The 25952-nt window shown below is 74.8% G+C and carries 26 protein-coding genes; 15 read left to right on the top strand and 11 right to left on the bottom strand.

Going from position 1 to position 25952, the window contains the following annotated elements; genetic code table 11:
- The first annotated feature begins 87 nt into the window (after positions 1–87).
- Positions 88–876, top strand: coding sequence for an ArsR/SmtB family transcription factor (locus ABD994_RS01510; protein WP_345410568.1), 789 nt, complete (start codon positions 88–90; stop codon positions 874–876).
- Here the strand turns inward: ABD994_RS01510 and ABD994_RS01505 are convergent, their stop codons facing one another.
- Positions 877–1911, bottom strand: a complete 1035-nt coding sequence (locus ABD994_RS01505; RefSeq protein WP_345410567.1) for a PHP domain-containing protein — start codon at positions 1909–1911, stop codon at positions 877–879.
- A gap of 88 nt (positions 1912–1999) precedes the next feature.
- Here ABD994_RS01505 and ABD994_RS01500 point away from each other — a divergent pair, with 88 nt between their 5' ends.
- Positions 2000–3583 carry a Rieske 2Fe-2S domain-containing protein gene (locus tag ABD994_RS01500; RefSeq protein ID WP_345410566.1) on the top strand — a complete coding sequence of 528 codons (1584 nt, stop codon included), beginning with the start codon at positions 2000–2002 and terminating at the stop codon, positions 3581–3583.
- Here ABD994_RS01500 and ABD994_RS01495 read toward each other — a convergent pair.
- Together ABD994_RS01495 and ABD994_RS01490 are read right to left on the bottom strand one after the other, a co-directional pair.
- Positions 3580–4188, bottom strand: coding sequence for a maleylpyruvate isomerase family mycothiol-dependent enzyme (locus ABD994_RS01495; protein ID WP_345410565.1), 609 nt, complete (start codon positions 4186–4188; stop codon positions 3580–3582). The genes ABD994_RS01500 and ABD994_RS01495 overlap by 4 nt on opposite strands.
- A 36-nt stretch (positions 4189–4224) precedes the next feature.
- The gene (locus ABD994_RS01490) at positions 4225–5223 is read right to left on the bottom strand and encodes an RNA polymerase subunit sigma-70 (RefSeq protein WP_345410564.1); all 999 of its coding nucleotides are present in this window, start codon (positions 5221–5223) and stop codon (positions 4225–4227) included.
- A 38-nt stretch (positions 5224–5261) separates the two neighbouring features.
- Between ABD994_RS01490 and dusB the strand changes: the two genes are divergently transcribed.
- The 4 genes from dusB (at position 5262) to phoU (ending at position 10834) form a co-directional block, all read left to right on the top strand.
- Positions 5262–6386, top strand: a complete 1125-nt coding sequence (gene dusB / locus ABD994_RS01485; protein ID WP_345410563.1) for a tRNA dihydrouridine synthase DusB — start codon at positions 5262–5264, stop codon at positions 6384–6386.
- Between the two features lie 247 nt (positions 6387–6633).
- Positions 6634–7614 carry a GGDEF domain-containing protein gene (locus ABD994_RS01480; RefSeq protein WP_345410562.1) on the top strand — a complete coding sequence of 327 codons (981 nt, stop codon included), beginning with the start codon at positions 6634–6636 and terminating at the stop codon, positions 7612–7614.
- A 222-nt stretch (positions 7615–7836) separates the two neighbouring features.
- Positions 7837–10104, top strand: a complete 2268-nt coding sequence (locus ABD994_RS01475) for an LCP family protein (protein ID WP_345410561.1) — start codon at positions 7837–7839, stop codon at positions 10102–10104.
- A 73-nt stretch (positions 10105–10177) separates the two neighbouring features.
- A complete protein-coding gene (phoU, locus tag ABD994_RS01470) occupies positions 10178–10834 on the top strand; it encodes a phosphate signaling complex protein PhoU (RefSeq protein WP_345410560.1) in 657 nt (218 codons plus the stop codon).
- Positions 10835–10945: 111 nt separating this feature from the next.
- On the opposite strand, the gene pstB is transcribed toward phoU, so the two are convergent.
- The 6 genes from pstB to ABD994_RS01440 all read right to left on the bottom strand — a co-directional run bounded on the left by pstB (position 10946) and on the right by ABD994_RS01440 (position 16908).
- Positions 10946–11722 (bottom strand): phosphate ABC transporter ATP-binding protein PstB, encoded by a 777-nt coding sequence (gene pstB / locus ABD994_RS01465; RefSeq protein ID WP_345410559.1) that lies wholly within the window; start codon positions 11720–11722, stop codon positions 10946–10948.
- A 10-nt stretch (positions 11723–11732) separates the two neighbouring features.
- Positions 11733–12629 (bottom strand): phosphate ABC transporter permease PstA, encoded by an 897-nt coding sequence (pstA, locus tag ABD994_RS01460; protein ID WP_345410736.1) that lies wholly within the window; start codon positions 12627–12629, stop codon positions 11733–11735.
- A 71-nt stretch (positions 12630–12700) separates the two neighbouring features.
- Complete coding sequence (pstC, locus tag ABD994_RS01455) at positions 12701–13663, bottom strand: phosphate ABC transporter permease subunit PstC (RefSeq protein ID WP_345410558.1); 963 nt, start codon at positions 13661–13663, stop codon at positions 12701–12703.
- A 135-nt stretch (positions 13664–13798) separates the two neighbouring features.
- On the bottom strand, positions 13799–14908 hold the full coding sequence (gene pstS / locus ABD994_RS01450; RefSeq protein ID WP_345410557.1) for a phosphate ABC transporter substrate-binding protein PstS: 1110 nt from the start codon (positions 14906–14908) through the stop codon (positions 13799–13801).
- Positions 14909–15097: 189 nt separating this feature from the next.
- Entirely contained in the window at positions 15098–16024 is a 927-nt protein-coding gene (mshD, locus tag ABD994_RS01445; protein ID WP_345410556.1) for a mycothiol synthase, read from the bottom strand.
- 35 nt (positions 16025–16059) lie between these two features.
- The gene (locus tag ABD994_RS01440) at positions 16060–16908 is read right to left on the bottom strand and encodes a winged helix-turn-helix transcriptional regulator (RefSeq protein ID WP_345410555.1); all 849 of its coding nucleotides are present in this window, start codon (positions 16906–16908) and stop codon (positions 16060–16062) included.
- 279 nt (positions 16909–17187) lie between these two features.
- Between ABD994_RS01440 and ABD994_RS01435 the strand changes: the two genes are divergently transcribed.
- The 6 genes from ABD994_RS01435 (at position 17188) to ABD994_RS01410 (ending at position 21496) form a co-directional block, all read left to right on the top strand.
- Entirely contained in the window at positions 17188–17697 is a 510-nt protein-coding gene (locus ABD994_RS01435) for a TlpA family protein disulfide reductase (protein ID WP_345410554.1), read from the top strand.
- A 268-nt stretch (positions 17698–17965) separates the two neighbouring features.
- Positions 17966–18805 (top strand): sulfurtransferase, encoded by an 840-nt coding sequence (locus tag ABD994_RS01430; protein ID WP_345410553.1) that lies wholly within the window; start codon positions 17966–17968, stop codon positions 18803–18805.
- A complete protein-coding gene (locus ABD994_RS01425) occupies positions 18805–19107 on the top strand; it encodes a DUF1416 domain-containing protein (RefSeq protein WP_345410552.1) in 303 nt (100 codons plus the stop codon). The genes ABD994_RS01430 and ABD994_RS01425 overlap by 1 nt, the downstream gene beginning before the upstream one ends.
- Before the next feature lie 181 nt (positions 19108–19288).
- Complete coding sequence (locus ABD994_RS01420; RefSeq protein WP_345410551.1) at positions 19289–19957, top strand: heme-binding beta-barrel domain-containing protein; 669 nt, start codon at positions 19289–19291, stop codon at positions 19955–19957.
- Positions 19958–19964: 7 nt separating this feature from the next.
- Positions 19965–20600: a 5-oxoprolinase subunit B family protein gene (locus tag ABD994_RS01415; RefSeq protein ID WP_345410550.1), complete on the top strand. Its 636-nt coding sequence runs from the start codon at positions 19965–19967 to the stop codon at positions 20598–20600.
- Complete coding sequence (locus tag ABD994_RS01410; RefSeq protein ID WP_345410549.1) at positions 20597–21496, top strand: 5-oxoprolinase subunit C family protein; 900 nt, start codon at positions 20597–20599, stop codon at positions 21494–21496. Before ABD994_RS01415 ends, ABD994_RS01410 begins: the two co-directional genes overlap by 4 nt.
- On the opposite strand, the gene ABD994_RS01405 is transcribed toward ABD994_RS01410, so the two are convergent.
- The gene (locus tag ABD994_RS01405) at positions 21388–22224 is read right to left on the bottom strand and encodes a hypothetical protein (RefSeq protein WP_345410548.1); all 837 of its coding nucleotides are present in this window, start codon (positions 22222–22224) and stop codon (positions 21388–21390) included. The genes ABD994_RS01410 and ABD994_RS01405 overlap by 109 nt on opposite strands.
- Positions 22225–22365: 141 nt before the next feature.
- Positions 22366–23169 (bottom strand): hypothetical protein, encoded by an 804-nt coding sequence (locus ABD994_RS01400; protein ID WP_345410547.1) that lies wholly within the window; start codon positions 23167–23169, stop codon positions 22366–22368.
- A gap of 157 nt (positions 23170–23326) precedes the next feature.
- On the opposite strand from ABD994_RS01400, the gene ABD994_RS01395 reads away from it, so the two are divergent.
- Genes ABD994_RS01395 through ABD994_RS01385 form a run of 3 tightly spaced genes read left to right on the top strand, consistent with a single transcriptional unit; the run spans position 23327 to position 25889 of the window.
- Positions 23327–23770 carry a Fur family transcriptional regulator gene (locus ABD994_RS01395; protein ID WP_425550000.1) on the top strand — a complete coding sequence of 148 codons (444 nt, stop codon included), beginning with the start codon at positions 23327–23329 and terminating at the stop codon, positions 23768–23770.
- The gene (ygfZ, locus tag ABD994_RS01390; RefSeq protein WP_345410546.1) at positions 23767–24924 is read left to right on the top strand and encodes a CAF17-like 4Fe-4S cluster assembly/insertion protein YgfZ; all 1158 of its coding nucleotides are present in this window, start codon (positions 23767–23769) and stop codon (positions 24922–24924) included. Before ABD994_RS01395 ends, ygfZ begins: the two co-directional genes overlap by 4 nt.
- On the top strand, positions 24921–25889 hold the full coding sequence (locus ABD994_RS01385; protein ID WP_345410545.1) for a threonine ammonia-lyase: 969 nt from the start codon (positions 24921–24923) through the stop codon (positions 25887–25889). The genes ygfZ and ABD994_RS01385 overlap by 4 nt, the downstream gene beginning before the upstream one ends.
- Positions 25890–25952: the final 63 nt, after the last annotated feature.

Below are 25952 nucleotides of genomic sequence, written 5' to 3'. Positions count from 1 at the left end.
CGGCTTCCCGGTGACCTCGTTGACAGGCAACCGATCAGTTTCCTATGGTCGGACGGGCAACCGAATGGTTGCCTGATCGGAGATGTCGTGGACGAGGTGTTCCGTGCCCTGGCCGACCCGAGCCGGCGGGCCCTGCTCGACGCGCTGCACGCCCGGGGCGGGCAGTCGCTGCGCGAGCTCAGGGAGGGCCTGGCGATGACGCGGCAGGCCGTCGCCAAGCACCTGGCCGTGCTCGAGGAGGCCGGGCTGGTGGTCACGTCCCGGCACGGCCGGGAGAAGCACCACCACCTCAACGCCGCGCCCATCAACGACGTCGCCGACCGGTGGATCCGGCGGTACGACCGGGCGCGGGCGCAGACCCTCGCCGACCTGAAGAGCGCTCTGGAGGCGACCGAGGTGTCCGACGACTTCGTCTACGTGACCTACATCCGCACGACACCGGAGGAGCTCTGGCGGGCGCTGACCGACGCCGCCTTCATCACGCGCTACTTCGACGGCGGCGGCCCGCGGTCGGACTGGCGGGTCGGGTCGCCGGTGCTGTGGTCGATGTTCGGCGAGGAGCCCCACGACTGGGACCAGCAGGTCCTCGAGGCCGACCCGCCGCGGCGGCTCTCCTACACCTGGCACACCTACCAGCCGGAGATGCAGGAGATGTTCGGGTGGAGCGACGAGCGCCTGGCCGAGCTGCAGCAGGAGAAACGCTCGAAGGTCACCTTCGAGATCGAGGAGGCCGGCGGCGCCGTCAAGCTGACCGTGACCCACGACGACTTCGTGCCCGGCAGCGAGATGAAGAAGGGCGTCGAGCAGGGGTGGCCCGGCATCCTGTCGAACCTCAAGTCGGTGCTGGAGACCGGCGAGCCGGTCGCGACCCGGTGACTACCCCCGGGTGCGCCAGGCGACGAGGTCGACGGCGGAGCGGGTGTTGACGATGCGCTCGACCGGCACCTCGCACTCCTCGGCGCGCTCGGCGCCGTAGGGCTGCCAGTCGAGCTGGCCGGGGGCGTGGGCGTCGGTGTCGACGACGAACTCGCACCCCGCGGCCAGGGCCTGCCGCAGCAGCGGGCGCGGCGGGTCGAGGCGCTCGGGCCGAGAGTTGATCTCGACGGCCACGCCGTTCTCGATGCATGCGTCGAAGACGGCCTCGGCGTCGAACGTCGACGGCGGCCGCGTCCCCCGGCCGCCGGTGACGAGCCGCCCGGTGCAGTGCCCGAGCACGTCGACCAGCGGGTGCGACACGCCGGCGATCATCCGGGCCGTCATGAGCTCGCTGGGCGCCCGCAGCTTCGAGTGGACGCTGGCCACGACGAGGTCCAGCTCCTCGAGCAGGTCGTCGGGGGCGTCGATGTCGCCGTCCTCGAGGATGTCGACCTCGATGCCGCGCAGCAGCCGGAACGGCGCGAGCTCCTCGTTGACCTGCGCGATGACGTCGAACTGCCGGCGCCGGCGCTCCGGGGTCAGGCCGTTCGCGACGGTGAGGTTCTCCGAGTGGTCGGTGAGCACCATCCACTCGTGCCCGATGTCGCGGGCCGTGCGGGCCATCTCGAGGATGTCGCTGCCGCCGTCGGACCAGGTCGAGTGCGTGTGGCAGTCGCCCCGCAGCGCCGCGCGGATCGCCGCGCCGCCGGCGACCGGCTCGGTGTGCCGAGCCTCGAGATCGGCGAGCGTGCCCGACGTGCCGGACTCGAGGACCTCGGTCACCACCGCGGCGGTCTTCTTCCCGACGCCCTTGAGGTCGGTCAGCGTGCCCGCCCGGGCGCGGCTCGCGACGTCGTCGGCGTCCAGCTCGGCCAGCTTGTCCGCCGCCGAGCGGTAGGCCTTCACCCGGTAGGTCTCGGCCCGCTCGCGTTCGAGGTAGAAGGCCACGGCGCGCAGGGCGGCGATCGGGTCACCGTCGACGGGGATGGCGGTCACGTGGTCAGGGATACCCCACCCGGACCGGCCGTGGGCCACGGCACCACGGACAATCGGGGACGAGCACTGTGATGGAGGTGGTCTGCTCGTGCGGGTGACCGGAGTCGGGCACGCGGGGATGCGGTTCGAGACGACGGGCGGCAGCGTGCTGTGCGACCCGTGGGTGAACCCCACGTTCTTCGCCTCGTGGGTCCCGTTCCCCGACAACACGCAGCTCGACTGGGACGCCCTGGGCGACTGCGACTACCTCTACGTGTCGCACCTGCACCGCGACCACTTCGACGCGGACAACCTGCGCGCCCACGTCTCCAAGGATGCCCGGGTGCTGCTCCCGGACTACCCCACCGACGAGCTCGAGAACGAGCTGCGCGCGCTGGGATTCCGGCACTTCGTGCGCACCGAGAGCGGCGTCGCGCAGGAGCTCGACGGCGGCCTGCGGTTCATGATCACGTCGCTGAAGGGCCCGGGTGACGGCCCGATCGGCGACTCCGCGCTGTCGCTGGACGACGGCACCGCGCGCATCGTCGACCAGAACGACGCCCACCCGCTGGACATCCCGAAGCTGCTGGAGTTCGGCGCCTACGACGCGCACTTCACGCAGTTCTCCGGCGCGATCTGGTGGCCGATGGTCTACGACCTGCCCACGGCCGCGAAGCGCGAGTTCGCCCGCCGCAAGCGCATCGGCCAGGAGGACCGCGCGATGCGCTACATCCGCGAGGTCGGCGCGCCGCACGTCTTCCCGACGGCCGGCCCGCCCTGCTTCCTCGACGACGAGCTCTTCCGGTGGAACGGCCTGGGCTACGAGGGCGTCGAGGGCGAGTCGATCTTCACCGACCAGTGGGAGTTCCTCGGGCGGATGCGGGAGCTCGGCCACGATGGTGGGCACCTGCTGCTGCCGGGGACCACCGCGGAGATCGGCCACGGGACGGTCGAGGACCTGACGCACCCCGTGTCCGACGCCGAGATCGAGACGATCTTCCTCGACAAGGAGCGCTACCTGCGCGACTTCGCCGAGCGCGCCCGGCCCGCCATCGAGGCGCAGAAGGCGCGCTGGGCGACGCCGCAGCCGGACATCCTGCGCCAGCTCAAGGAGTGGATCGAGCCGCTGATGAAGCGCGCCGACCACATGTGCGACGGCATCGGCGGTCCGGTGCGCATGGACCTCACCGGCATGCCCGCCGAGGTCCCGGGCGTCGACGACGAGGGCACGCTGTCGCTGGCGTTCGACTTCACCGCCCGCGAGATCCGCCTCTACGGCGGCGAGCAGGCCCGCTACCGCTGGACGGTGCCGGGCACGCTCGTCGCCACCAACATCGCGACCGGCGAGGTCGACTGGTCGAACTCGCTGTTCCTCTCCGTGCGCTTCCGCGCCTCGCGCGTCGGCCAGTACAACGAGTACCTGTACACGTTCTTCAAGTGTCTGTCCGAGGAGCGGATGGACTACGTGGAGAACTGGTACGACGCGCAGAACGACGACGGCAACGACATCGAGCTCGACGGCTGGCGGGTCCAGGCCCGCTGTCCGCACCTCTCGGCCGATCTGTCGAAGTTCGGCTCGGTCGACGGAGACGTGCTCACGTGCACGCTGCACAACTGGAAGTTCAACCTCGCCACGGGACGGTGCCTGACCAGCGCCGGCCACGAGATCCGCGCGCAGAAGCTCGCCGACTAGCCCCCCTCGGGGAACGGCGCCCGTCCGGTGATCCGCAGCAGCAGGTCGACCGCGGGTAGCTCGACGACCTGCGGCCCCGCGCCGAGCGACACGTCGGTGTCGGTGGCTACCAGGCACACGCCGGCCAGGTCGGTGCCGAAGTGGGCGAGAGCGCGCGGTCCGGCGGCGTCGAGGACGTGGCGCACCCGGTCCGCGGGGGGCCGGGGCAGGCCGAGCGGATCGGTGACGTCGAGGCCGTGGATGACGTCGTGGCTCAGTGCACCGGCCTGGCCGCCGCCCGGCGGCCGCCACGGGTGCGCGACGTTGTCACGGAGGGCCGCGAGCAACTCGGCGTCGGAGAGCCGCGCGGTGTCGGTACGGGCGATCCGGTCGCTGAAGCGGTGGAAGTCCCCCCGCGCCGCCGCGATCCCCCGCAGCACGCGGAAGGCCGAGTGGCGGTAGGGCAACGTCACGTGGGCGACGACCTCCCGGACGCGCCACCCCGCGCACAGCGAGGGCGCCGCCCACTGGTCGGGGCTCAGGGCGGCGTAGAGGTCGGCGAGCCGGAGGCGTTCGGCGGCGGTCTCGCGGGCGATCGGGTCGGTGGTGTCGAGCTGGCGCGGCACGGCGGTCTCCGGGGGACGACGACGCTGACGCACCTCCTACGTCCGCGGCACCGCGGATTCATCGGTCCGGCGGAGGGATTCCTCGTCGAGCACCCCTGGCAGGCCGAACCCGGCGAAGCGGTCCCCGGTGCCGAGGAACGTCGTCGTGCGCGCGATGCGGTCGCCGTGGGTCTCGACCAGCACCAGCGCGAAGGGCCGCAGCCGGCCCTGCTCGTCCGGGCGGTACTGCCCGAACCCGGGTTGCCCGCTGATCACGGCCGGCGCCAGGCGCGCGCCCTCGCACCCGCCGGACCCGACCATCCGGGCGATCGTCGCGCCGCCCTCGACCCACCAGGCGAACGGCGGCATCGAGGCCCGGGCGTCCTCGGCGAGCAGGTCGGTCAGGCGGGCCACGTCGTGTGCCTCGAACGCGTCCACATAGCGGGCGAGCAGACGCCGCTGCTCGAGGTCGGTCTCGTCGTAGGGGTCGCCGGGCGCCGGACGGCGCCGGCCGAGCGTGTCGCGGGCGCGCTGCAGGGCGCTGGTGACGGCCGCCGTGCTCGTCCCGAGGACCGCAGCGGTCTCCGCGGCGGAGAACGCGAGGACGTCGCGCAGCAGCAGCGTCGCCCGCTGGCGGGGCGGGAGGTGCTGCAGGGCGGCGACGAAGGCGAGCCGCACCGTCTCGCGCCGGGCCGCCAGGTCCGCCGGATCCGCCGCGGCCACGAGGCGGGCGTCGGGCATCGGCTCGACGAAGCGGTCCGCGGGCAGCGGACGACCGAGGTCGGGGCCGGGGACCGCTGCGGGTCCCAGGTCGACGCACAGCGCCCGCCGGCGTGCGCCCCGCAGCAGGTCCAGGCAGACCGTCGTCGCGATGCGGTACACCCACGTCCGCAGGGCGCCCCGGTCGGCGTCGTAGCGGGCGCGGTGCCGGAAGGCCCGCACGATCGTCTCCTGCACGGCGTCGTCGGTGTCCGCGGCCGACCCGAGCATGCGGTAGCAGTGCGCGGTCAGCGGGACCCGGAACGCCTCGAGCTCGTCGACGGTGGGCACGGCCATGCCGGGAGTCCACCACGGACGGCGCACAATGGAGCCCCATGGAGGCCTTGCGCATCGGTCCGCTCGAGCTGCCGACGCCGGTCGTTCTCGCCCCGATGGCGGGCATCACCAACGTCGCGTTCCGGCGGCTGTGCCGCGAACAGGGGGCCGGGCTCTACGTCTGCGAGATGATCACCGCCCGGGCGCTGGTGGAGAAGCACCCCGGCACCGCCGAGATGATCGCCTTCGACCCGGACGAGAACCCGCGCTCGATGCAGCTCTACGGCGTCGACCCGGTGACCATCGGGCGCGCCGTGGACCGGATCGTCGACGAGGACCTCGCCGACCACGTCGACCTCAACTTCGGCTGCCCCGTGCCCAAGGTGACCCGCCGCGGCGGCGGGGCGGCGCTGCCCTACAAGCGGCGGCTGTTCGCCTCGATCGTGCGGGCCGCGGTCACCGCGGCGCAGCGCGGCGGACTCCCGCTGACGGTGAAGATGCGCGTCGGCATCGACGACGACCACGTGACGTTCCTCGACGCCGGGCGTCTCGCCGCCGACGAGGGCGCGGCGGCGGTCGCCCTGCACGCCCGCACGGCGGCGCAGCGCTACTCGGGCACCGCCGACTGGGACCGCATCGCCGAGCTGCGCGACGCCCTGCCCGCGGCGACGCCGGTCCTCGGCAACGGGGACGTCTTCGCCGCGGCCGACGCCGTGGCGATGATGGCGAAGACCGGCTGCGACGGCGTCGTCGTCGGGCGGGGCTGCCTCGGACGGCCGTGGCTGTTCGGCGAGCTGGAGGCCGCGCTCGCCGGCCGCCCGCTCCCGACGCCGCCGACGCTCGGCGAGGTCGCGCAGGTCATGCGGCGCCACGTCGAGCTCCTCATCGCGCACCACGGCGCCCACAAGGGCGTGCGCGACTCGCGCAAGCACATGTCCTGGTACCTGCACGGGTTCGCGGTCGGCTCGGAGCTGCGCCGGGAGCTCGGGATGATCGACGGGCTGGAGCGCCTCGACGAGCTGCTCGCGAAGCTCGACCACGACCTGCCGTTCCCCGCCGACGCCGACGGCCCCCGCGGCCGCCAGGGCTCGCCGGCGCACGTCACCCTGCCCGAGGGCTGGCTCGACGACCCCGAGGACGACACCGTCCCGGCCGCCGCCGACGTCATGCACTCCGGCGGCTGACGCCCCGCGTCCGCTACCGCGCGTACAGGCCGTGTGAGGTCACGTCGACCTGACGTCACCGCGGGCACGCGCGGCTCCCGCAGGACCACCGGCGCGGGCGACTCAAGGTGGGCCGAACGTGTCGACACCTGACACATCTACGCAGCGTCACCTGCGCCGGACGATTGACGTTGGTCGCGTGACGGCGAATGGCCGTGACGATCGCGCTCCGGCGGGCAACACTGGAGTCGGGACGGAGGTGGTGTGCGTGCGCCTGGCCGGGCTGCGCCACGGACGCGGGGCGACGGTGTCGACGACCGCGCAACCGGTGCACGACACCGGCGCCACGGACGCCTCCCTCGCGACGGAGCCGCCGGTGCCGACGCCCGCGACCAGCCACTTCCCGCCCACCCGACCGATCGTGGGGCTCGACGCCGAGCCGTCGGCCGCCCCGACACGTGACGGCCGGGCCGACCAGGCGCGTGCCCACGAGGCGGCCGCCGAGGTCCTCGCCGACCGCGGCGACTGGCGGCGCGCCTACCACCACCTCAAGGCCGCCGTGTCCCTCGTCCGCGACGAGCGGACGTTGCCGGCGGGAGTGCCCGATCAGTTACGCGACGAGGTCGACCGTCTCCGGCGTGAGCGCGCCGAGGCCCGCGAGCAGAGCCGCCGCGACAGCCTCACGGCCACGTGGAACCGCCGCTACCTCGACGAGCGCCTGGGCACGCTGCGTGGCGATCTCGACGGTGTCCCGTCCCGGGTCTGCGTGGCCCTGGCGGACGTCGACCACTTCAAGGACGTGAACGACACGCACGGCCACGCCCTGGGCGACCAGGTGCTGCGCCGCCTCGTCGACCTCATGAACGAGGAGCTGCCGGCGGACGCCTTCTGCGCCCGCTACGGCGGCGAGGAGTTCGCGCTCGTCCTGCCCGGCCTCGAGCCCGCCGAGGCGGTGCGGGTGTGCGAGGAGGCCCGCGCCCGCGTCGACGCCCACCCGTGGCACGAGGTCGCACCCGACCTGCGGGTCACCGTCAGCGTCGGTGTCGCGTGCCTCGACGACGGGTGTGGCCCGTCCGGCTCCCCCGGCAGCCTCGACGCCGCCGACGCGCTGCTCTACGTCGCCAAGCGCGCCGGGCGCAACGCCGTCGCCTACCGCGACACGGCCGACGGCACCGTCCGGCTCGCCGGTGCCGCGTCCGCCCGGCGCGGCATCGACGCCGCCGCGCGCCGCGCGTTCCCGCCGTCCTGACCCGGCTCACCCGGTCGTGACGAGACTGAGGCGAGCCTGAACGCACGGGTGGCCGTTCGGGTCCCACGTGTCGCCCGGTCGTGTGGCGGTCGTTGTGTCCGGGACCCCGCGTGGCGTAGTGGCCCCGGCGCCGTGGAGGGGCGACCGCGCCGTACGATCCGGCCTGACCAGCACCGTCGGGATGCCGTCCATCACGGGCCTGCCCGAGCCGCGAGGAGATGCGTGACCGACGACCGCCCCGAGCACCCGGCCGCGGGCACCCGCCCCGCGGCGGCCGGGCCGGGCGCGGACCGGGCGCCCCGGATGAGCGGGCCGGCCTCGGCCCCCTTCCGCGTCCCCGTCGCGGCGCCTGCGGCGGGACCCCGCCCGGCGATCGTGCCGCTCACCCGGCGGCGCGCGCCCCGCCTGGGCCTGCGCCCGCCCGGCGCCGCCCTCGTCACGGCCCCCACCACGCTCCCGTCGCCGACGGCCCTCCCCTCGTCCGGCACACCGTCGTCCGGCACGCCGTCGTCCGGCATCCCCTCGCCGGCCGCGTCCCTCCCGCCGTCCACCCGCGCGCCCGTCGACGCGGTGACGCTGCCGGCCGGGCAGGTGCCGCGGCCCGAGGCCCGCCCGCCCGAACCCCCGGAACCGGCGACGCCCGACCCGGCGCCGCACGAGGAGGAGGACCGCCCCGAGCCCGCCCGGGTCGCGGTCGTCCCGGCCCTCGCCGCTCCCCCGGTCCCGGCGGCGCCGCGCGCCGCACCGCCGGTCGAGTCGCCCGCGGTCCGGCACGTGCGGGCGGCCGCCGCGCTGGCCGTCCCGGCCGGACCGGCGACCGAGATCGAGGACCGGGAAGCGCCGGAGCCCTTCGAGCCGCCCGAGGAGCCGGTCCTGCCGGCCGCGCCGGCGCCCCCGCCGCCGTCCCCGCCGCGCCGGAAGACCGCCGTCGAGGCCAAGGAGAGCGAGGGGCACCTGGCGGCGACGTCGGCCGTGCTCGCCTCGGCGGGCGCACGGATGGCGACGTGGCGCCGGCGCTGGACCGGCCGGCGGGTGCTGCGGCTGCTCACGGCCACGTGCGCCGTGCTCGTCGTGCTGGTCTGCGGGCTCGGCTGGGGCGCGGCGTCGTGGGTCGAGGCCGCCGTGCGGCAGATCGGCGCGCTGGACCCGAACTCCCCGGCCATCCAGGACGCCGCCGCGCAGGTGGGCGACCAGAACTTCCTGGTCGTCGGCTCCGACAGCCGCGCGGGCGCCCCGCCCTCGGAGGACGCCGGCGACGTCGCCGACGTCCCCGGCGCCCGCACGGACACGATCATGATCGTGCACGTCCCCGAGGACCGGACGGGCGTGACCGTGGTGTCGTTCCCGCGCGACCTCGAGATCACCCGGCCCGCCTGCGAGCGTTGGGACCCGGTGACCGGGGCCTACTCGAACCAGGTGCTCCCGCCCGCGCCGCGGGTGAAGCTCAACTCCGCCTACGCCGCCGGCGGGCCCCGCTGCGTGACCCGGGCGATCCAGGAGCTCTCCGGGCTGGCCGTCAACCGCTTCCTCGGCGTGGACTTCCAGGGCTTCCAGGGCATGGTCGACGCCGTGCGCGGCGTGCCCATCTGCGTCGAGCGCCCCGTCGAGGACTCCGTCCTCGGCGACATCATCCCGCAGGCCGGGCCCACGGTGCTGTCCGGCCAGCAGGCACTGGACTACGTCCGCGCCCGCCACGTCGAGGGCGACCCGTCGAGCGACTACGGCCGCATCCAGCGCCAGCAGCGCTTCCTCGGGGCGCTGCTGCGCTCGGTGCTCTCGGCCGGCACGTTGCTCGACCCGCGCCGGCTCGAGGGACTCGTGGACGCCGTGGCCCGCTCGACGTTCGGCGAGAACATCGGCTCCGACCAGCTCTTCACCCTCGCGCAGTCCCTGTCCTCGGTGGACCCGCGCACGGTCGCGTTCGTGACCGTGCCGACCACCGGCGTCGCCAACGACCGCGGCAACGAGGTGCTGCGCGTCGGCGCCGAACAGGCCCTCTTCGACGCGATCATCCAGGAGCGCCCGCTGCCCGGGACGCCCGGCGCCGCCCCGGCGACGCCGCCGCCCGCCCCCGCCGACGTGCGCCTGGTCGACGAGCGGACCGGCGGCGGCACCGGGTCGTCGGAGGACGGCAGCGACGAGGAGGGATCGTCCGGGCCCTCGGCGTCCACCGTCGCCGGACGGTTGCGGGCCGACGGGTTCCGCGTCGTCGCCGACGACGCCGGGGCGGCCTCCACCGCCACCTCGGCCTACGGGTCCGGCGCGACGACCATCCGCTACTCGCCCGACCAGGCGGCCGCCGCCCAGGCGCTCGCGGGGGCCGTCCCCGGTGCACGGCTCGAGCCCAGCGCCTCCGGCCGCGGCTCCCTGACGCTGGTCCTCGGCGACGACTTCGACGGCGAGGTCCGCTCCGGCGCCTCCGCCGAGAGCGCCGCCCCGGCCGGACCGGTGAACCCGACGATCACTGCGGCCGACACCAGCTGTGCGTAGCTGATCTCCGCGTTCATCCCCGGTTCACGCCGTGGTCGGGTCCGCGATGGTGCCCCCGCGTAGGTTGCGCGGTATGCGTGCGGCCTACCACGAGAAGCTCGACGCCCTGTCGGGCGAGCTCGCCGAGATGTCCCTCATGGCGGGCGAGGCCATGAAGAAGGCGACGAGCGCCCTGCTCGAGGGCGACCTGGACCTCGCCGAAGAAGTCATCACCGAGGACAAGAAGATCGACGGCCTGCGCACCCAGGCCGAGGAGCAGGCGTTCGGGCTGCTGGCCCTGCAGGCGCCCGTCGCGGGCGACCTGCGCTCGGTCATCGCCGCGATCCACTCCGCGGGCGACCTCGAGCGGATGGGCGACCTCGCCGTCCACGTCGCCAAGGCGGCCCGCCGGCGGCACCCGGCCAAGGTGCTCCCGACCGACGTCGCGCCCTACTTCGCCGAGATGGGCCGCGTCTCGCTCGACCTCGCCCAGGACGCCCGCCAGGTCATCCTCACCCGCGACATCGAGCTCGCCTTCACCATGGAGTCCGACGACGACGCCATGGACGACCTGCACCGGCACCTGTTCACCATGCTGCTGAGCCAGGACTGGCCCGGCGGGGTCGCCCCGGCCATCGACGTGACGCTCTTGGGCCGCTACTACGAGCGTTTCGCCGACCACGCCGTGGCCGTCGCCCGCCGCGTGGTCTTCATGGTCACCGGCAAGATGCCCAACACCCCCGAGGCCTGAGACACACGACGGCCCCTCCCGCACGCTGCGGGAGGGGCCTCGTCGTGTGATCAACGGGGACTTCGGACGCCTAGAAGCAGCGAGATACCCGTTCGCTGCTACCGGGGAGGCTCAGCCGAAGCGGCCGGAGATGTAGTCCTCCGTGGCCTGCTCCCCGGGGTTCGAGAAGATCTTCTCGGTGTCGTCGATCTCCACGAGCTTGCCCGGCTTGCCGGTGGCCTCGAGGTTGAAGAACGCCGTCTGGTCGCTCACCCGCGCGGCCTGCTGCATGTTGTGGGTGACGATGACGATCGTGTAGTCCTTCTTGAGGTCCGCGATGAGGTCCTCGATCGCCAGCGTCGAGATCGGGTCGAGCGCCGAGCACGGCTCGTCCATCAGCAACACGTCGGGCGACACCGCGATGGCGCGGGCGATGCACAGGCGCTGCTGCTGACCGCCGGAGAGGCCGCCGCCCGGCTTGTCCAGGCGGGTCTCGACCTCCTTCCAGAGGTTGGCGCCGCGCAGCGAGGCCTCGCAGACCTCGTCGAGCTTCTTCTTGTCGCGCACGCCCTGCAGCTTCAGGCCCGCGACGACGTTGTCGCGGATGGACATCGTCGGGAACGGGTTGGGCCGCTGGAACACCATGCCGATGGTGCGGCGCACCGCCACGGCGTCGGAGCCGCGCGCGTAGATGTCCTCGCCGTCGAGCTGGATCTCCCCCTCGACGCGGGCGCCGGGGATCTCCTCGTGCATGCGGTTGAGCGTGCGCAGCACCGTCGACTTGCCACAGCCCGACGGGCCGATGAACGAGGTGACGCTGCGCGGCGAGACCGACAGGTTCACGTTCTGCACGGCGTGGAAGTCGCCGTAGTAGATGTCGACGTCCTTGAGGTCGAGACGCTTGGCCACGGGATTCCCTCTACTTCGAGATGGCGGAGAAGCGGGACACGACGCTCGCCCCGAGCTGCAGGATCATGATGATGAGGATCAGCGTCAGGGCCGCGCCCCAGATGCGGAACTGCCCGGCGGGCTCCGGGTTCGAGAGCTCCGAGAACATCAGCAGCGGCAGCGACGCCATGTTGCCGGAGAACGGGTCGAAGTTGATCGACTGCGAGTAGCCGACGAGCACCAGCACCGGCGCCGTCTCGCCCATGACGCGGGCCAGCGCCAGCATGACCCCCGTGACGGTGCCCGACAGGGCGGTGGGCAGGACGATGCGCAGGATCGTCTTCCACTTCGGGATGCCGAGCGCGTAGGACGCCTCGCGCAGCTCGTCGGGCACCAGCCGCAGCATCTCCTCGGTGTTGCGGATGACCACCGGGAGCATGAGCAGCACCAGGGCGAGCGAGACCATGAACGCGCTCTGCTCGGCGCCCAGGATCGAGATGAAGGCCGCGAACACGAACAGCGCGGCGACGATCGACGGCACGCCCGCGAGGATGTCGACCATGAAGCTGGTGGTCCTCGCCAGCCGGCCGCGGCCGTACTCGACGAGGTAGACCGCCGCGAGGATGCCGATCGGCACCGCGATCACCGCGGCGAGCAGCGCCTGGATGATCGTGCCGTAGATGGCGTGGTAGACGCCGCCGGCGAACGACTCGGGCAGCACGCCGTTGAGCGAGCGGCTCCACCAGTCGGCCGAGACGATCGCACGGATCCCCCGCCCGACCACCGTGACGATGACCCACACCAGGGGCACGACGGCGACGAGGAACGCCAGGGTCACCAGAACGGTGGCGAGGTTGTTCCTGACCTTCCGGCCGGTGCTCAGCGGCCGGAACGCTAGCGGGGCCGCCGGACGGTCGGGGCTGTCCAGCCCGGTAGCCCCACCCGATGGTCCGGCTCCCCTATCGGCGTGCTCCCCTTGATGCTGCGCGTCCGTGCTCATCAGCCGTTCACCTTCCCGCCGGCGACGACGCGCGCGATCGCGTTGACCACGAACGTCAGGACGAAGAGGACCAGACCCGCGGCGATGTAGGCGCCGGTCGGCAGCGGCTGGCTGAACTCCGAGGCCGCCGACGCGATGAGCGACGCGAACGTGTAGCCGCCGTCGAAGAGGCTGCCGTGCGAGGGCGTCGTCGCCGCACGGATGACGATGAGGACGGCGATGGTCTCGCCGAGCGCGCGGCCGAGGCCGAGCATCGAGCCCGCGATGAAGCCGCTGCGCCCGTAGGGCAGGACGGCCATGCGGATGACCTCCCAGCGGGTGGCCCCCAGCGCCTGCGCCGCCTCGATGTGGAAGCGCGGGGTCTGGGAGAACACCTCGCGGGTGACCGCGGTGATGATCGGCAGGATCATCACCGCCAGGACCACGCCGCCGGTGAAGATCGTGCCGGTGAGCACCGGCAGGTTGCCCGGGGCGAAGAGGAAGAACCAGCCCAGGTAGTCGCGCAGCCAGGTGGCGATCGGCAGCAGGGCCGGCGCGAGCACCGCGATGCCCCAGAGGCCGTAGATGATCGACGGCACCGCCGCGAGCAGGTCCACGACGTAGGCGAAGGGGCGGGCGACCCGCTTGGGCGCGTACTGGGTGAGGAACAGCGCGATGCCCAGCGAGACCGGCATCGCGATGAGGAGGGCGAACAGCGAGGACAGCACCGTGACCACGAGGAGGTCACGGATGCCGAACTGCAGGTTCGCGGCGTCGCGGGTGTTGAACACCGGCGACGTGAAGAAGTCCGCGTTGTTGGCCAGCAGCGACGGCACCGCCTGCACGAGCAGGAAGAGGCCGATCGCGGCCACGGCCACGACGACGAGGAGGCCGGAACCCGAGGTCAGCCGCCGGAAGACGCCTTCACCGCGTCCTCCGGACGAGCCGCCCCGGGCCCGCCCACCGGGAGCAGGGTCGGTCACGGTGTCCAGGGTGGCCGACCCGGCCGTCGAACCCTCGTCCCGAGGGTCCGACGGCGGGGCCTGCGCTGTGGTGCGATCGGTCACAGCTGGGGTTCCGTCCGCCTCGTCGTCAGTGGTCACGCGATCAGGCCGGTGCTACTGGATGGCGTTGACCGCGGTGGTCACGCGCTGCTTGAACTGGTCGGGCAGCGGGACGTAGCCCGCGTCCGGCAGGGCCTGCTGCGCGTTCGGCGAGAGCGCCGTCTGCAGGAACGCCCGGACCGCGGTGGCGGTCTGGTCGTCGGCGTAGTTCGAGCAGACGATCTCGTAGGTGGCCAGGGCGATCGGGTACGCACCGGGCGCCGAGGTCTTGTAGAGGCTGTCCAGGTTCAGCGTCAGGTCGTTGCCCTGACCGGAGATCTGGACGTTGTTGATGGCCGCGGCCACCGACTGCGTGGTCAGCGCCACCGGCTGCCCGCCGCCCGAGTTGATGACCTGCGCGATGCCGAGGTTCGCGCGCTGGGCGAACGAGGCCTCGACGTAGCTGATCGAGTTCGGGGTGTTGCGGGTCGCGTCGGCGACACCCTGGCTGCCGCGGGCACCGGCGCCCACGCCGCCGTTGAACGTCTGCGAGGCCGGCTTGGCGTAGGCGTTGTTCGAGGCCGCCACCAGGTACTTCTGGAAGTTCTCCGTGGTGCCGGACTCGTCGGAACGGAAGTTCACGACGATCGGCGCGGCCGGCAGCGTCTTGCCCGGGTTGAGGGCGGCGATGGCCGGGTCGTTCCAGGTGGTGATCTGCCCGTTGAAGATGCGGGCGGCGGTGGTGCCGTCGAGCGCCAGGTCGGTGACGCCCGGGAGGTTGTAGGCGATGGCGACCGGGCCGAAGACCAGCGGCAGGTTCCACGCCGGGGAGGCGCAGCGCTGCTGGGCGCGGTTGGTCTCGTCGCCCTGCTTGAGGGCGGAGTCCGAGCCGGCGAAGTCCGTCTGGCCGCCGAGGAACTCGTTGCGCCCCGCGCCCGAGCCGCTCGGGGTGTAGTTCAGCGTCTGACCCTGGCAGGTCTGCTGGTAGGTCGTCACGAAGCGCGTCATCGCGTTGTTCTGCGCCGACGAGCCGCTGGACCGCAGGTCGGGCTTGCCGCCGCAGGTCACGCCGGGCGCGGCGGAGACGCCACCCCCACCGGCGTTGTCGTCACTGCCGCAGGCGCCGAGCAGGAGCGCCGAGGCCGCGATCAGGCCGATCGCCGCCGCGCGCCGCTGAAACCTCACAGAACGTCCTCCGTGTCCGTTGGGCCCACCCCCGTGTGGGCACGATGCGGCGCGGGGTGTCGCACCACGGCGGCGAGGCTAGGCAGGCAGGGTGGACGAACGGAGCGTGCGAGGTGAACGAGGGATGAACGGGTCGGCAGCAGCCCCCACCGGGCGGGTGACGCGCGCGACACCCGTCACCGTGGGCGATCAGCGCTGGTAGGAGACGTCCACGGCGTCGCGCTCGAACCCGAGGTGGCGGTAGGTGGCGATGGCCGGGGCGTTGTCGCCCTCGACGTACAGGATGGTCGTGCGCAGACCGCCGCCCTCGAGGTGGTGCAGGCCCGCGAGGGTCAGCGCGCGACCCAGGCCGCGGCCCTGGGCGCCGGGGTCGACGCCCACGACGTACACCTCGCCGAGCGCCTCGTCGGCGCCGACTGTGCTCGCCGGCGCCTCGTGCACCTTCGTGAAGTGGAAGCCGAGGAGCTCGCCGGTCGCGGTGTCCCACGCGAGCAGCACGCCGTCGGCGTCGAACCAGGACTCGGCCTCGATCTCCTCGACGTCGGCGCCCGTCCAGCCGCTCTGCTCGGGGTGCCAGGAGAACGCCCGGTTGTTGACGGCGACCACGGCGTCCTCGTCCTGCCCGACCCGCAGCGGGCGGATGGCCACGCCCTCGGGCACGGCCAGGGCGGGCAGCGGCGGCGCCTCGTGGCCCGGGGCAGGCCGCCGCATCCGCCACAGCTCGCGGGCGCGCCGGCGTCCCGCGTGCTCCGCGAGCCGGGCGGCGCCGGGGGAGTCGCCGTGCGCCCAGAACCGTGCGGCCGGGGCGGCCGCGAGCACGGCGTCGACGAGGGCCGTCCCGATCCCCTGGCGGCGGTGCCGGGGATGGACGGCGAGCTCGGCCACCGGGTCGTCGGGGTGCTCGCCGTCGACCAGCGCGTGGCCGGCCAGGTCGGCGCCGGCGCGCGCCACCAGGTGGCGCGTCGTGGCCCGGCCGTGCCCGCCCCCGAGCGCGGCGATGTCGCGGCGGGCGGGCTCGGCGTAGGCGTCGACACCGTCCGCCGCGGCGACCGCGGCCGCGAGGGAGCGGACGTCGTCGCCGTCCTGCGGTCCGGCCTCCGACACCTCGATCGTCACGGGACCGGACCGTAGCGGCCCGCGCTCGACCTCCGTCAGACCCCGCGCGCCCAGGCCGCCGGGCGGACCACCCGCGCGTCGTCCCAGGACCCGGACGACCGCGGCACCGGGGTCGCGGGGAGGCCGCGACCCGGGCCGCCCGGGCCGTCGTCCTCGTCGGCCCCGTCGCGGTCGCCGTCCGCGTCGTCGGTGACGGCGCGGCTGCCGGCGAGCACGCCGCGCACCGGCCGCACGAACTTGTAGCCGACGTTGCGCACGGTGCCGATGAGCTGCTCGTGCTCGCTGCCGAGCTTCGCGCGCAGGCGCCGGACGTGGACGTCGACCGTGCGGGTGCCACCGAAGAAGTCGTACCCCCAGACCTCCTGCAGCAGCTGGGCGCGGGTGAAGACGCGCCCCGCGTGCTGCGCGAGGTACTTGAGGAGCTCGAACTCCTTGTAGGTGAGGTCGAGCGGGCGCCCGCGCAGGCGGGCGGTGTACGTGGCCTCGTCGATGACGAGCTCACCCAGCACCAGCGCACCCTCGGCCCCGGCGCCGTCGGAGGCGCGGCGGGCCCGCAGCAGCCGCAGGCGGGCGTCGACCTCGGCCGGCCCGGCGCCGGGCAGCAGCACCTCGTCGACCCCCCACTCGAGGGAGACGGCGACGAGGCCGCCCTCGGTGAGGATGGCGATCACCGGGACGTCGAGGCCGGTGGAGCCCAGCAGGCGGCAGAGGCTGCGGGCGGCGGCGAGGTCGTGGCGGGCGTCGACCAGCACGGCGTCGTGCGGACCGGCATCGAGCAGGGCCGCGACCTCGGGGGCCGCGGTCCGGAGTCCGTGGGGTAGCAGGGCCAGCGACGGCAACACTGACGTCGGCTCGGGGTCGGCGGTGAGCAGCAGCAGCTCCACGCGTGTCTCCCTCCGCGATCGTGCGTCGAACGATAGACCAGTTCACCGCGCCGTCACCCGGCCGCGCGTTCCATGTCACGTCGGCGGACCCGATCGGCCGCGGGCGACCGATCGGGCCTCGGCTCGGCCCGTCGACCGGGCGGGACGGCGTGCGGGCTAGGCTCGCGCGGTTCCCTCGCCGCGGTCCGCGCCGTCTGGCCCGTCGCACCGCCGGGGGACGTCGTGCGGGGCGGGGGCCCATGAGTCAGCGCTGGGGTCGGCGCAGGGGGTGGAGGAACGGTGTCGGGCTGGGTGCTCGTGGTCGTCGCGGCCCTGGTGGTGGCGCTCCTGGCCGGCCTCGCGGTCGCGCTCGTACGGCTCCGGCGGCGGGGCGAGCCGGCCCCACTGTCCGTACCGTCCGCGCCCCCGGAGGACCCGGGTCCGGAGGGCACCCGCCGCGACCTGCGGGCCGTCTCGCCGCAGCCCGGCACGCGGGTCAGCGGCGTGCTGCCGCGCGACCTGGCCGCGCCGCCCGGCGGGCTCGCGCTGCTCCAGCTGTCGTCGCAGTTCTGTGCCGACTGCCGCGCCTCGCGGTCCGTCCTCACCGACGTCGCGTCCGAGCACCCGGGCGTCACCGTCCGCGAGGTGGACGTCGCGACGCGGCCCGAGCTCGTCCGGCTGCTGGGCATCCGGCGCACGCCGACGACGCTCGTCGTCGACCCGGCGGGCGTCGAGCTCGCCCGCACCGTCGGGGTCCCGCGCCGGGCCGACCTGCTGGGCACGCTGGCGCCGTTGCGCCGCACGGGCTGACGATGCGTGCCGTCCGGGTGACATCACGCTCGGTCCCTGCCCGATTCTTCGGTAGCGTGGCGCCCGTGGACGGAGGGCTCACCCAGCGGCGCGCGATCGACCTGTGCCGCGTCGACTCCAGCCTCTGTCGCTGACCGGACCGGACCTCGTCGCGTCCGGACCCGTCCACATCCTGGTCATCCCCGGTGTGTCCGCTGGTCCCGGCCGCGTGTGTCCGCCCCGCACCCCGTCCGAGAACGCCGATGTACATCCACGAGGAGCACCACACATGAGCCGCCAGGACGTCCTGGTCAGTGCCGACTGGGCCGAAGAGAACCTCGACGCCGCCAACACGGTCTTCGTCGAGGTCGACGAGGACACGACCGCCTACGAGGGTGGCCACATCCCCGGCGCGGTCAAGCTCGACTGGAAGACCGAGCTGCAGGACCCGGTCCGCCGCGACTTCGTCGACAAGGCGGGCTTCGAGCAGCTGCTGTCCTCGAAGGGCATCAGCAACGACGACACCGTCATCCTCTACGGCGGGAACAACAACTGGTTCGCCGCCTACGCGTACTGGTACTTCAAGCTCTACGGCCACCAGGCCGTCAAGCTGCTCGACGGCGGTCGCAAGAAGTGGGAGCTCGACGGGCGCAAGCTCGACACCGAGGTCCCGCAGCGCGAGAAGACGCAGTACTCCGCCCAGGAGCAGGACACCTCGATCCGCGCGTTCCGCGACGAGGTCGTCAACGCCATCGGCACCAAGAACCTCGTCGACGTCCGGTCGCCCGACGAGTTCTCCGGCAAGCTCCTCGCGCCGGCGCACCTCCCGCAGGAGCAGGCTCAGCGCGGTGGCCACATCCCGTCGGCGCTCAACGTGCCGTGGTCGAAGGCCGCCAACGAGGACGGCACGTTCAAGTCGGACGACGAGCTGCGCGCGCTCTACTCCGAGCAGGGCCTCGACTCCTCGCGCCCGACCATCGCGTACTGCCGCATCGGCGAGCGCAGCTCGCACACCTGGTTCGCGCTGCACGAGCTGCTGGGCGAGCAGGACGTCAAGAACTACGACGGCAGCTGGACCGAGTACGGCTCGCTGATCGGTGTGCCGATCGAGACGGGGAGCGGTTCCTGATGTGCAGCGCCCCTGAGCAGACCGCCGAGCTGCCGGCCGGCACCGACCTGTCGAAGGAGTCGGTGCTCGTCGGGAAGGTGACCTCCGGCGGCTCGCCCGTCAGCGGCGCCTACGTCCGTCTCCTCGACGGCACGGGCGAGTTCACCGCCGAGGTCGTGTCCTCGGCGTCCGGCGACTACCGGTTCTTCGCCCGCCCCGGCACCTGGACCGTCCGCGCTCTCTCGCGCTCCGGCAACGGCCAGACCGAGGTGTCCGTCGGCGGCCCCGGCCTGTTCACCAACCAGGTCGAAGTCGCGAGCTAGAGGTTTCCCGTCGCCGCCCGTCCCGCCTCCCGAGGCGGGGCGGGCGGTGTCGTTAGGGTGGACCGGTGGCGTGGTTCTACACGGTCCTGCTCGCGGCCTGCAGCGCCGGGATCCTGGGCGCCGGGGTCGCGCTGACGAGGCGCCTCTTCCGCGACGAGGTCCTGATCGCCGAGGAGGAACGATGAACGCGCCGTACAGCTCGGCCGACGGGGCCGACGGCGACCTGCCCGAGGGCAGCACCGGCAACGAGGCCATCCGCGCCGCCGAGGAGCGCGCCGCGCACACCCGCGACGCGAACGTCCCGCAGTGGCCGGACCTGCCGATCCCGAACGACACCGCGAACCTGCGGCTCGGGCCGGACCTCAACGACGCCCTGCTCGGCCTGCTGCCGCTCGTCGGGGTGTGGCGCGGGGAGGGCGAGGTGGTCTACCCGACCATCGACGGGCCCTTCCACTTCGGCCAGCAGATCACCGTCGCCCACGATGGCCGGCCGTTCCTGTCGTGGGAGTCGCGCTCCTGGATCCTCGACGGGCCCGGCGGGGAGGTCGTGCGGCCCGCGGCCCGCGAGGTCGGCTGGTGGCGCCCGCAGCCCGACGGCACGATCGAGCTGCTGCTCGCCCACCAGACCGGGATCATCGAGCTGTACTACGGCTCGAGCCGCACCCAGACGTCGTGGGAGCTGCAGACCGACGCGATCGCCCGCACGTCCACGGCCAAGGAGGTCAACGGGGCGACGCGGCTCTACGGCATCGTCGACGACGGCGACCTCGCGTACGTCGAGGAGCGCGCCATGGTCGGCCAGCCGCTGCAGCCGCACACCTCCGCGCGCCTCCGACGCGTCGCCGGCTGACCCCACCGTGGAGGTCCGGCCCGCCGGCCCGGAGGCTCTGATCGTCGACCTCGACGGCCTGGGCGCCGTCGCCGCCGTGGGTGCCGCCCTGCGCGGCGCGCTCGACCGCGGCGAGCTGCCCGGCGTCGTCGACGTCGTCCCGGCCGCCCGCACGGTGCTGGTCACCGCGCCGGGCGACCGGGGGGCGCTGGCGGCGGTCCGGGTCCTGCTCCAAGGCGTCGACACCACGGCCGCGCCCGCCCGGGACGAGGCCGGGTCGGTGGAGCTGCCGGTGGTGTACGACGGCGAGGACCTCGAGCTGGTGGCGCGGGACGCGGGCTGGTCGACCGACGAGGTCGTCACCGCCCACACCGGCGCCGAACTGACCGTCGCGTTCGGCGGCTTCGCGCCCGGGTTCGCCTACCTCACCGGGCTGCCCGAGGCGCTGCAACAGCCGCGGCTCGACACGCCGCGGCCGCGCATCCCGGCCGGCTCGGTGGGGGTGGCCGGCGAGTTCGGCGGGGTCTACCCGCGTACCTCGCCCGGTGGCTGGCGGCTGATCGGCCGGCTGACCGACGACGCCCCGACGCTGTTCGACCCCGACCGCGACCCGCCCGCGCTGCTCGTGCCCGGCACGACCGTCCGCTTCCGGGACGCCGGGTGACGCGCGAGCTCGTCGTCACCGAGGTCGGGCCGCAGGCGCTGGTGGTGGACCGCGGCCGTCCGGGGTGGGCGCACATCGGCGTCCCGCCGGCCGGGGCCCTCGACGGGCCGGCCCACGCGCTGGCCCAGCGGCTCGTCGGCAACCCGCCCGACGCCGCCGGCCTGGAGATCCTGCTCGGCGGGCTCGCGGTGCGGGCGACGGCGGCGCTCACCGTCGCCCTCACCGGCCCGCCCGGCGGCCTGCGGCTGCGGCGCGGGGGCGGCCCCGAGCGCGCCGTCGCCTCCCACCAGCCCGTCCACCTCGCGGCCGGCGACGTCGTCACCGTCCCGGCCCCGGGCTCGGGGCTGCGGGGCTACCTCGCCGTCGGCGGCGGCGTGGCCGTCGAGCCGGTGCTCGGCAGCCGCAGCGCCGACACGCTCTCCGGGCTCGGGCCGGCACCGCTCGCGGTGGGCGACCGCCTCCCCGTCGGCCCGCCGACGCCGATCCCACCGGTCGGGACGGGCGCGATCGGCGTCTCCACCGCCCCCGACGCGGTGGTGCTGCGCCTGCACCTGGGGCCGCGCGCCGACTGGATCGACGACGCCGCCGGGGCGCTGCGCGCCGGGACGTGGACCGTCGCGCCCACCGGCGACCGCGTCGGCGTCCGCCTCGAGGGGCCGCCGCTCGCGCGGGCCGACGACCGCCAGGGCGAGGAGCTGCGCAGCGAGGGACTGGTCGGCGGCGCGGTGCAGGTGCCGCCCGACGGGCAGCCGGTGGTCTTCCTCGCCGACCACCCGACGACCGGCGGCTACCCCGTGGTCGGCGTGGTGGACCCGGCCGAGCTGGCGGCGTTCGCCCAGCTGCGTCCCGGCTCGTCGGTGCGGTTCTCGCCGGTCGCGGCGCCGTCGGGGCCCTGAGGCCCGGGCAGCAGGCCGAGCCCGCGCGCGACGACCGTCGCGAGCCGCTCCTCGTCGATGCCCACCAGGTGCGCGACCTGGGACGGGGTGAGCCCTGCACGCAGCAGCGCCGTGACGTCCCGCTCGCCGGGAGCAGCGCCCCCGTCGCCCGCCGCCGCGAGCGCCGCCACCGCGGCCTCCGGGTCCCGCAGGAGCACGGCGAGCAGGCGGTCCTTCGCGGCGTCGGTCCGGGCGTCGGTCCCGTCGTCCCCGGTGCCGGTCGCCGTGGCGGGGGTCGGGGCCGGGGTCGCGTCCGGGACCGTCTCCTCGGGCTCGGGCTCCGGCGCGCCGTCGGTGTCCGTGGCGGCGTGGCGGGGCCGGTGGTCGGCCGGGCGCTCCGGGGTCCCGGTCGTCTCCGGCTGCTCCTCCGTCAGACCGGCCCGCACGGCGTCGACGTCGAGGGGGTCGGTGCGCGGCTCCGCGTAGGACGCCGCGGCCGTGGGCGCCGGGGTGTCCGGGAGGTTGGACACCGGCGTGCGGGAGCCGTCGCGCTCCGGTGCCGGCTCGGTCCAGACGGCCTCCGGATCGGCCCGCCCCGCCTCGAGCGCAGGGGGCGGCCACGCGGCCGCGGCGGCCGCCCGGCGGGCACGCCGGCGGCGCACCCCGGACACGACGATGAGCAGCAGGGCGAGCGCCAGGAGGACGGCGGCCACGACGATCCACGTGATCGGCGACTCGAGCACGCGCATGACCGCAGACAGTACGCCGTCCGGGCGCGGCCCGGCGGGTCGTCCGATCACCGACCGTCGGACGAGGTCACCCGTCTGCCGCACGCTCCGGGGACGGAGCGGCCGGACGGGTCGCGGCACCCGACGGCTGGGCGCCCTCGGTCACCTCGACCGCGTTGCCGTCGGTGTCGGCGTCGACGGCGGCGCCGTCGGCGGGGGTGGCCGCGACGGCGACGGTGTCGTCCACGCCGCTCCCGACCGTGCCGTCGGTCCCGTCGCCCGACGGGCCCGCGGCCGGGTGCGGTGCCTCGATCGTCGGCTCCCCCGGCGACATCGCGCCGGGCGGCCCGCCGGGGCGGCCCGCGAACGCCGCGGGCGGGCGGGGTCCGGGGCCGGGCGGGCCCGGTGGGCGGGCGGCCCGGACGCCGGCCGCACCGGGCCGGACACGATCTCGTCGAGCCGCCCGCGCAGGCGGACGAGCTCGTCGACGACGGCGTCGCGCTGCGCCCGCAGCTCGGCCAGGGCCGCGCGGGACTCGGCGTGCTCGGCCAGCAGCGACTCGGCGGCCTTGCTGCGGACCAGCTGGGCCTCCTGCTCGGCGGCCTGCAGGATGCCGCGCAGGCGGTCGTTGAAGGCGCCGACCATGTCCGGGCTCCCGGCGTTCCCGGGCTCCTGCTCCTCCGGGGGCGCCGAGCGCCGGGCCTCGGGGATGGTGTCGGAGAGCCGGCTCGCGAGGGCCGCCGCGTCCGGGCCGGGAGCGCTGCGCCGGCGCTCCCGCACCGCGAGCTGGGCACGCAGCTGGGCGTTCATCCGCCGCAGGCCGCTGACGTGCTCGTCGACCTGGCGGCGGTCGTAGCCCCGCAGCACGACGTCGAAGTGCGGACCCGGGGCGTCCTCCTCGACGCCCGAGAGATCCAGGTAGTGCTCGGCGTCGGGCGGTGTGCGTCCCTGCTCACCGGTCGTCATCATCACCTGCCTGGAGGCCGCGTGCGCGGAGCGCCGGGTGTGGGCGCGAGTCGTCCCGATCGTAGGGACCGGTGCGGGACCGCGCACGGAGCCGCACCAGCCGGGCACACCGCGTGCACCCGTCGGAGGACCCCTCGACGGGCCTACCATCGACGGGGTGGACACCGAACTGCGGCAGACGCTGCACCGCCGCGGCCTGCGCATGACCCCGCAGCGCCAGCTGGTGCTCGACGCCGTCTCCGAGCTCGGTCACGCCACGCCGGAGGCGATCTGCACCCGGGTGCAGCAGACCGCGCCCGCGGTGAACATCACCACGATCTACCGGACACTGGACCTGCTCGAGCAGCTCGGGGTGGTGCGCCACACGCACCTCGGGCACGGGGCGCCCACCTACGCGACGTCCGAGCACGAGCACGTCCACCTCGTCTGCCACCACTGCGGCCGCGTCGACGAGATCGACGTCGACACGCTCGACGAGCTGTCCGCCGCCCTGCACGAATCCCACGGATTCCGCCTGGACGCCACCCACGTCGCGCTGTCGGGCACCTGCCGCGACTGCGCCGCCCGCGCCGATGCCGAGCTCGCGGAGGACGCGCCGTGACCATCTCCCCCTCCTTCGACGAACCGGGCGCCGTCGCCCACCAGCCCGCCGGCGACGACGACGCCGGTCCGCTGCTCGACGCCGCCGTGCCCGCCCACTACGGCGATCCCTTCGGCGAGCAGCGCGCGATGACGCGCCGTGCCGCCGTGGTCGACCGCTCGCACCGCGGGGTGCTGCGCATCACCGGCCCGGAGCGGCTGAGCTGGCTGCACCTCCTGATCTCCCAGCAGGTCGCGGACCTGGCCGACGGCGCCGGCACGGAGGGCCTCGTCCTCGACGCCCAGGGCAGGGTCGAGCACCACGCCGTCATCGCCCACGTCGACGACACCCTGTGGCTCGACGTCGAGCCCGGCCGGGCCGCGGACCTCGCCACCTACCTCGACCGCATGCGCTTCTGGTCGCAGGTCGAGGTGGCGGACGCGACGGACGAGTGGGCCGTGCTGTCGGTCGTCGGGCCGGCCGTCGACGAGGTGCTCACCGCCGCCGGCGTCGCCGCTCCGCAGGGGGACCACGCGTCGCTCGCCCTTTCCGGCGGCGGCGTGGTGCGCCGGATGCCGTGGCCGGGGCCGGGCCCCGACGCGGCGGTCGACCTGGTCGTGCCGCGCGCGGAGCTCGGCGCGTGGTGGTCGCGGCTGCGCGGCGCCGGCGCCCGGGCGGCCGGGCACGACGCCTTCGAGGCGCTGCGGGTCTCGTCGCTGCGCCCGCGCCTCGGTCTCGACACCGACGAGCGCACGATCCCCCACGAGATGGGCTGGATCGGCTCGGCGGTCCACCTGCAGAAGGGCTGCTACCGCGGGCAGGAGACGGTGTCGCGGGTCGCCAACCTCGGCCGCCCGCCGCGCCAGCTCGTGCTGCTGCACCTGCAGTCCGGCGACGACCCGCTGCCCCCGCCCGGCACCCCGGTGCTGGCGGCCGAGGGCGGCCGCGCGGTCGGCCGGATCGGCAGCGCGGTGCGCCACCACGAGCTGGGGACGGTCGCGCTCGCGCTGCTCAAGCGGTCGGCCGTCGCCGGGGGCGCGGAGCTGTGGGTGGCACCCGACGACGCCGACGGGACCGGCCTCGTGCCCGGCCCGGCGGCCGTCGACCCGGACTCGATCCCGCCGGACACCGGCGAGCCGCCGGGGCGGGCGGCGATGCGGCGACTCAAGGGGTGACCGAGCTGCTCGGTCCGGACGACGTCGCCGCGGCCGCCGTGGTGCTCGACGGGGTCGCGGCGCGCACCCCGGTCGAGGACCTCGACGGCGACCTCGCCGGCCTGGCCGTCAAGCGTGAGGACCTCCAGCCGATCGGCGCGTTCAAGCTGCGCGGCGCGTTCCACGCCGCGAGCCGGCTCGACGACGGGCGCCGGGCCGCCGGCCTCGTCACCCACTCCTCGGGCAACCACGGCCGCGCCCTGGCCTGGGTCGCGCGACGGCTCGGCGTGGCCGCCACCGTGGTCGTCCCCGACGACGCGGTCGAGGCCAAGGTCGCGGCGATGGCCGCGCTGGGGGCCCGTCTCGTGCGCGTCCCGGCCGACGAGCGCGAGTCCGCCGCCGCGGCCGTCGCCGCCGAGACCGGCGGGGCGCTCATCCCGCCCTACGACCACCGCGACGTCATCGCGGGCCAGGGCACCGTCGGGGCCGAGATCCTCGCCGACCGGCCCGACGTCGAGCAGGTCGTCGTCCCGGTCGGCGGCGGGGGCCTCATCAGCGGCATCGCGGCGGCGCTGCGCGGCTCGGGGGTCCGCGTCGTCGGCGCCGAGCCCGAGCTCGCGGGCGACGCGGCCGCGAGCAAGCGGGCCGGGGAACGGGTGCGGTTCGCGCGCGAGCAGGTCGCCGCCACGGCCGCCGACGGCCTGCGCTCCACCGTCCTCGGCGAGCTGACCTGGCCGCACGTCCGCGACCTCGTCGCGGAGGTCGTCACGGTGTCCGAGGAGGAGATCGCGGAGGCCACCCGCCGGCTGCACCGCGCGGGGGTGCCGTGCGAGGCCAGCGGCGCGGTGGCCACCGCGGCCTGGCTCGCGCTGCCCGACGGCGACCGTTCCCGCCGCACCGTCGCCGTCGTCAGCGGCGGCAACGTCGACCCGACGTGGCTGGCGGGCGTGCTCGGCGGCGGACGGTCGGTGCCGACGTCCGGGTGACCCGGGAGCCCACCGGCGACCGGCGCGCGCGCCGGGAGCACCTCTCGACGCGCCGACCCGGGT

Source organism: Actinomycetospora chlora (assembly GCF_039542135.1).
GTDB classification, from domain to species: Bacteria; Actinomycetota; Actinomycetes; order Mycobacteriales; family Pseudonocardiaceae; genus Actinomycetospora; species Actinomycetospora chlora.
This window is presented reverse-complemented; position numbering and strand designations above follow the sequence as displayed.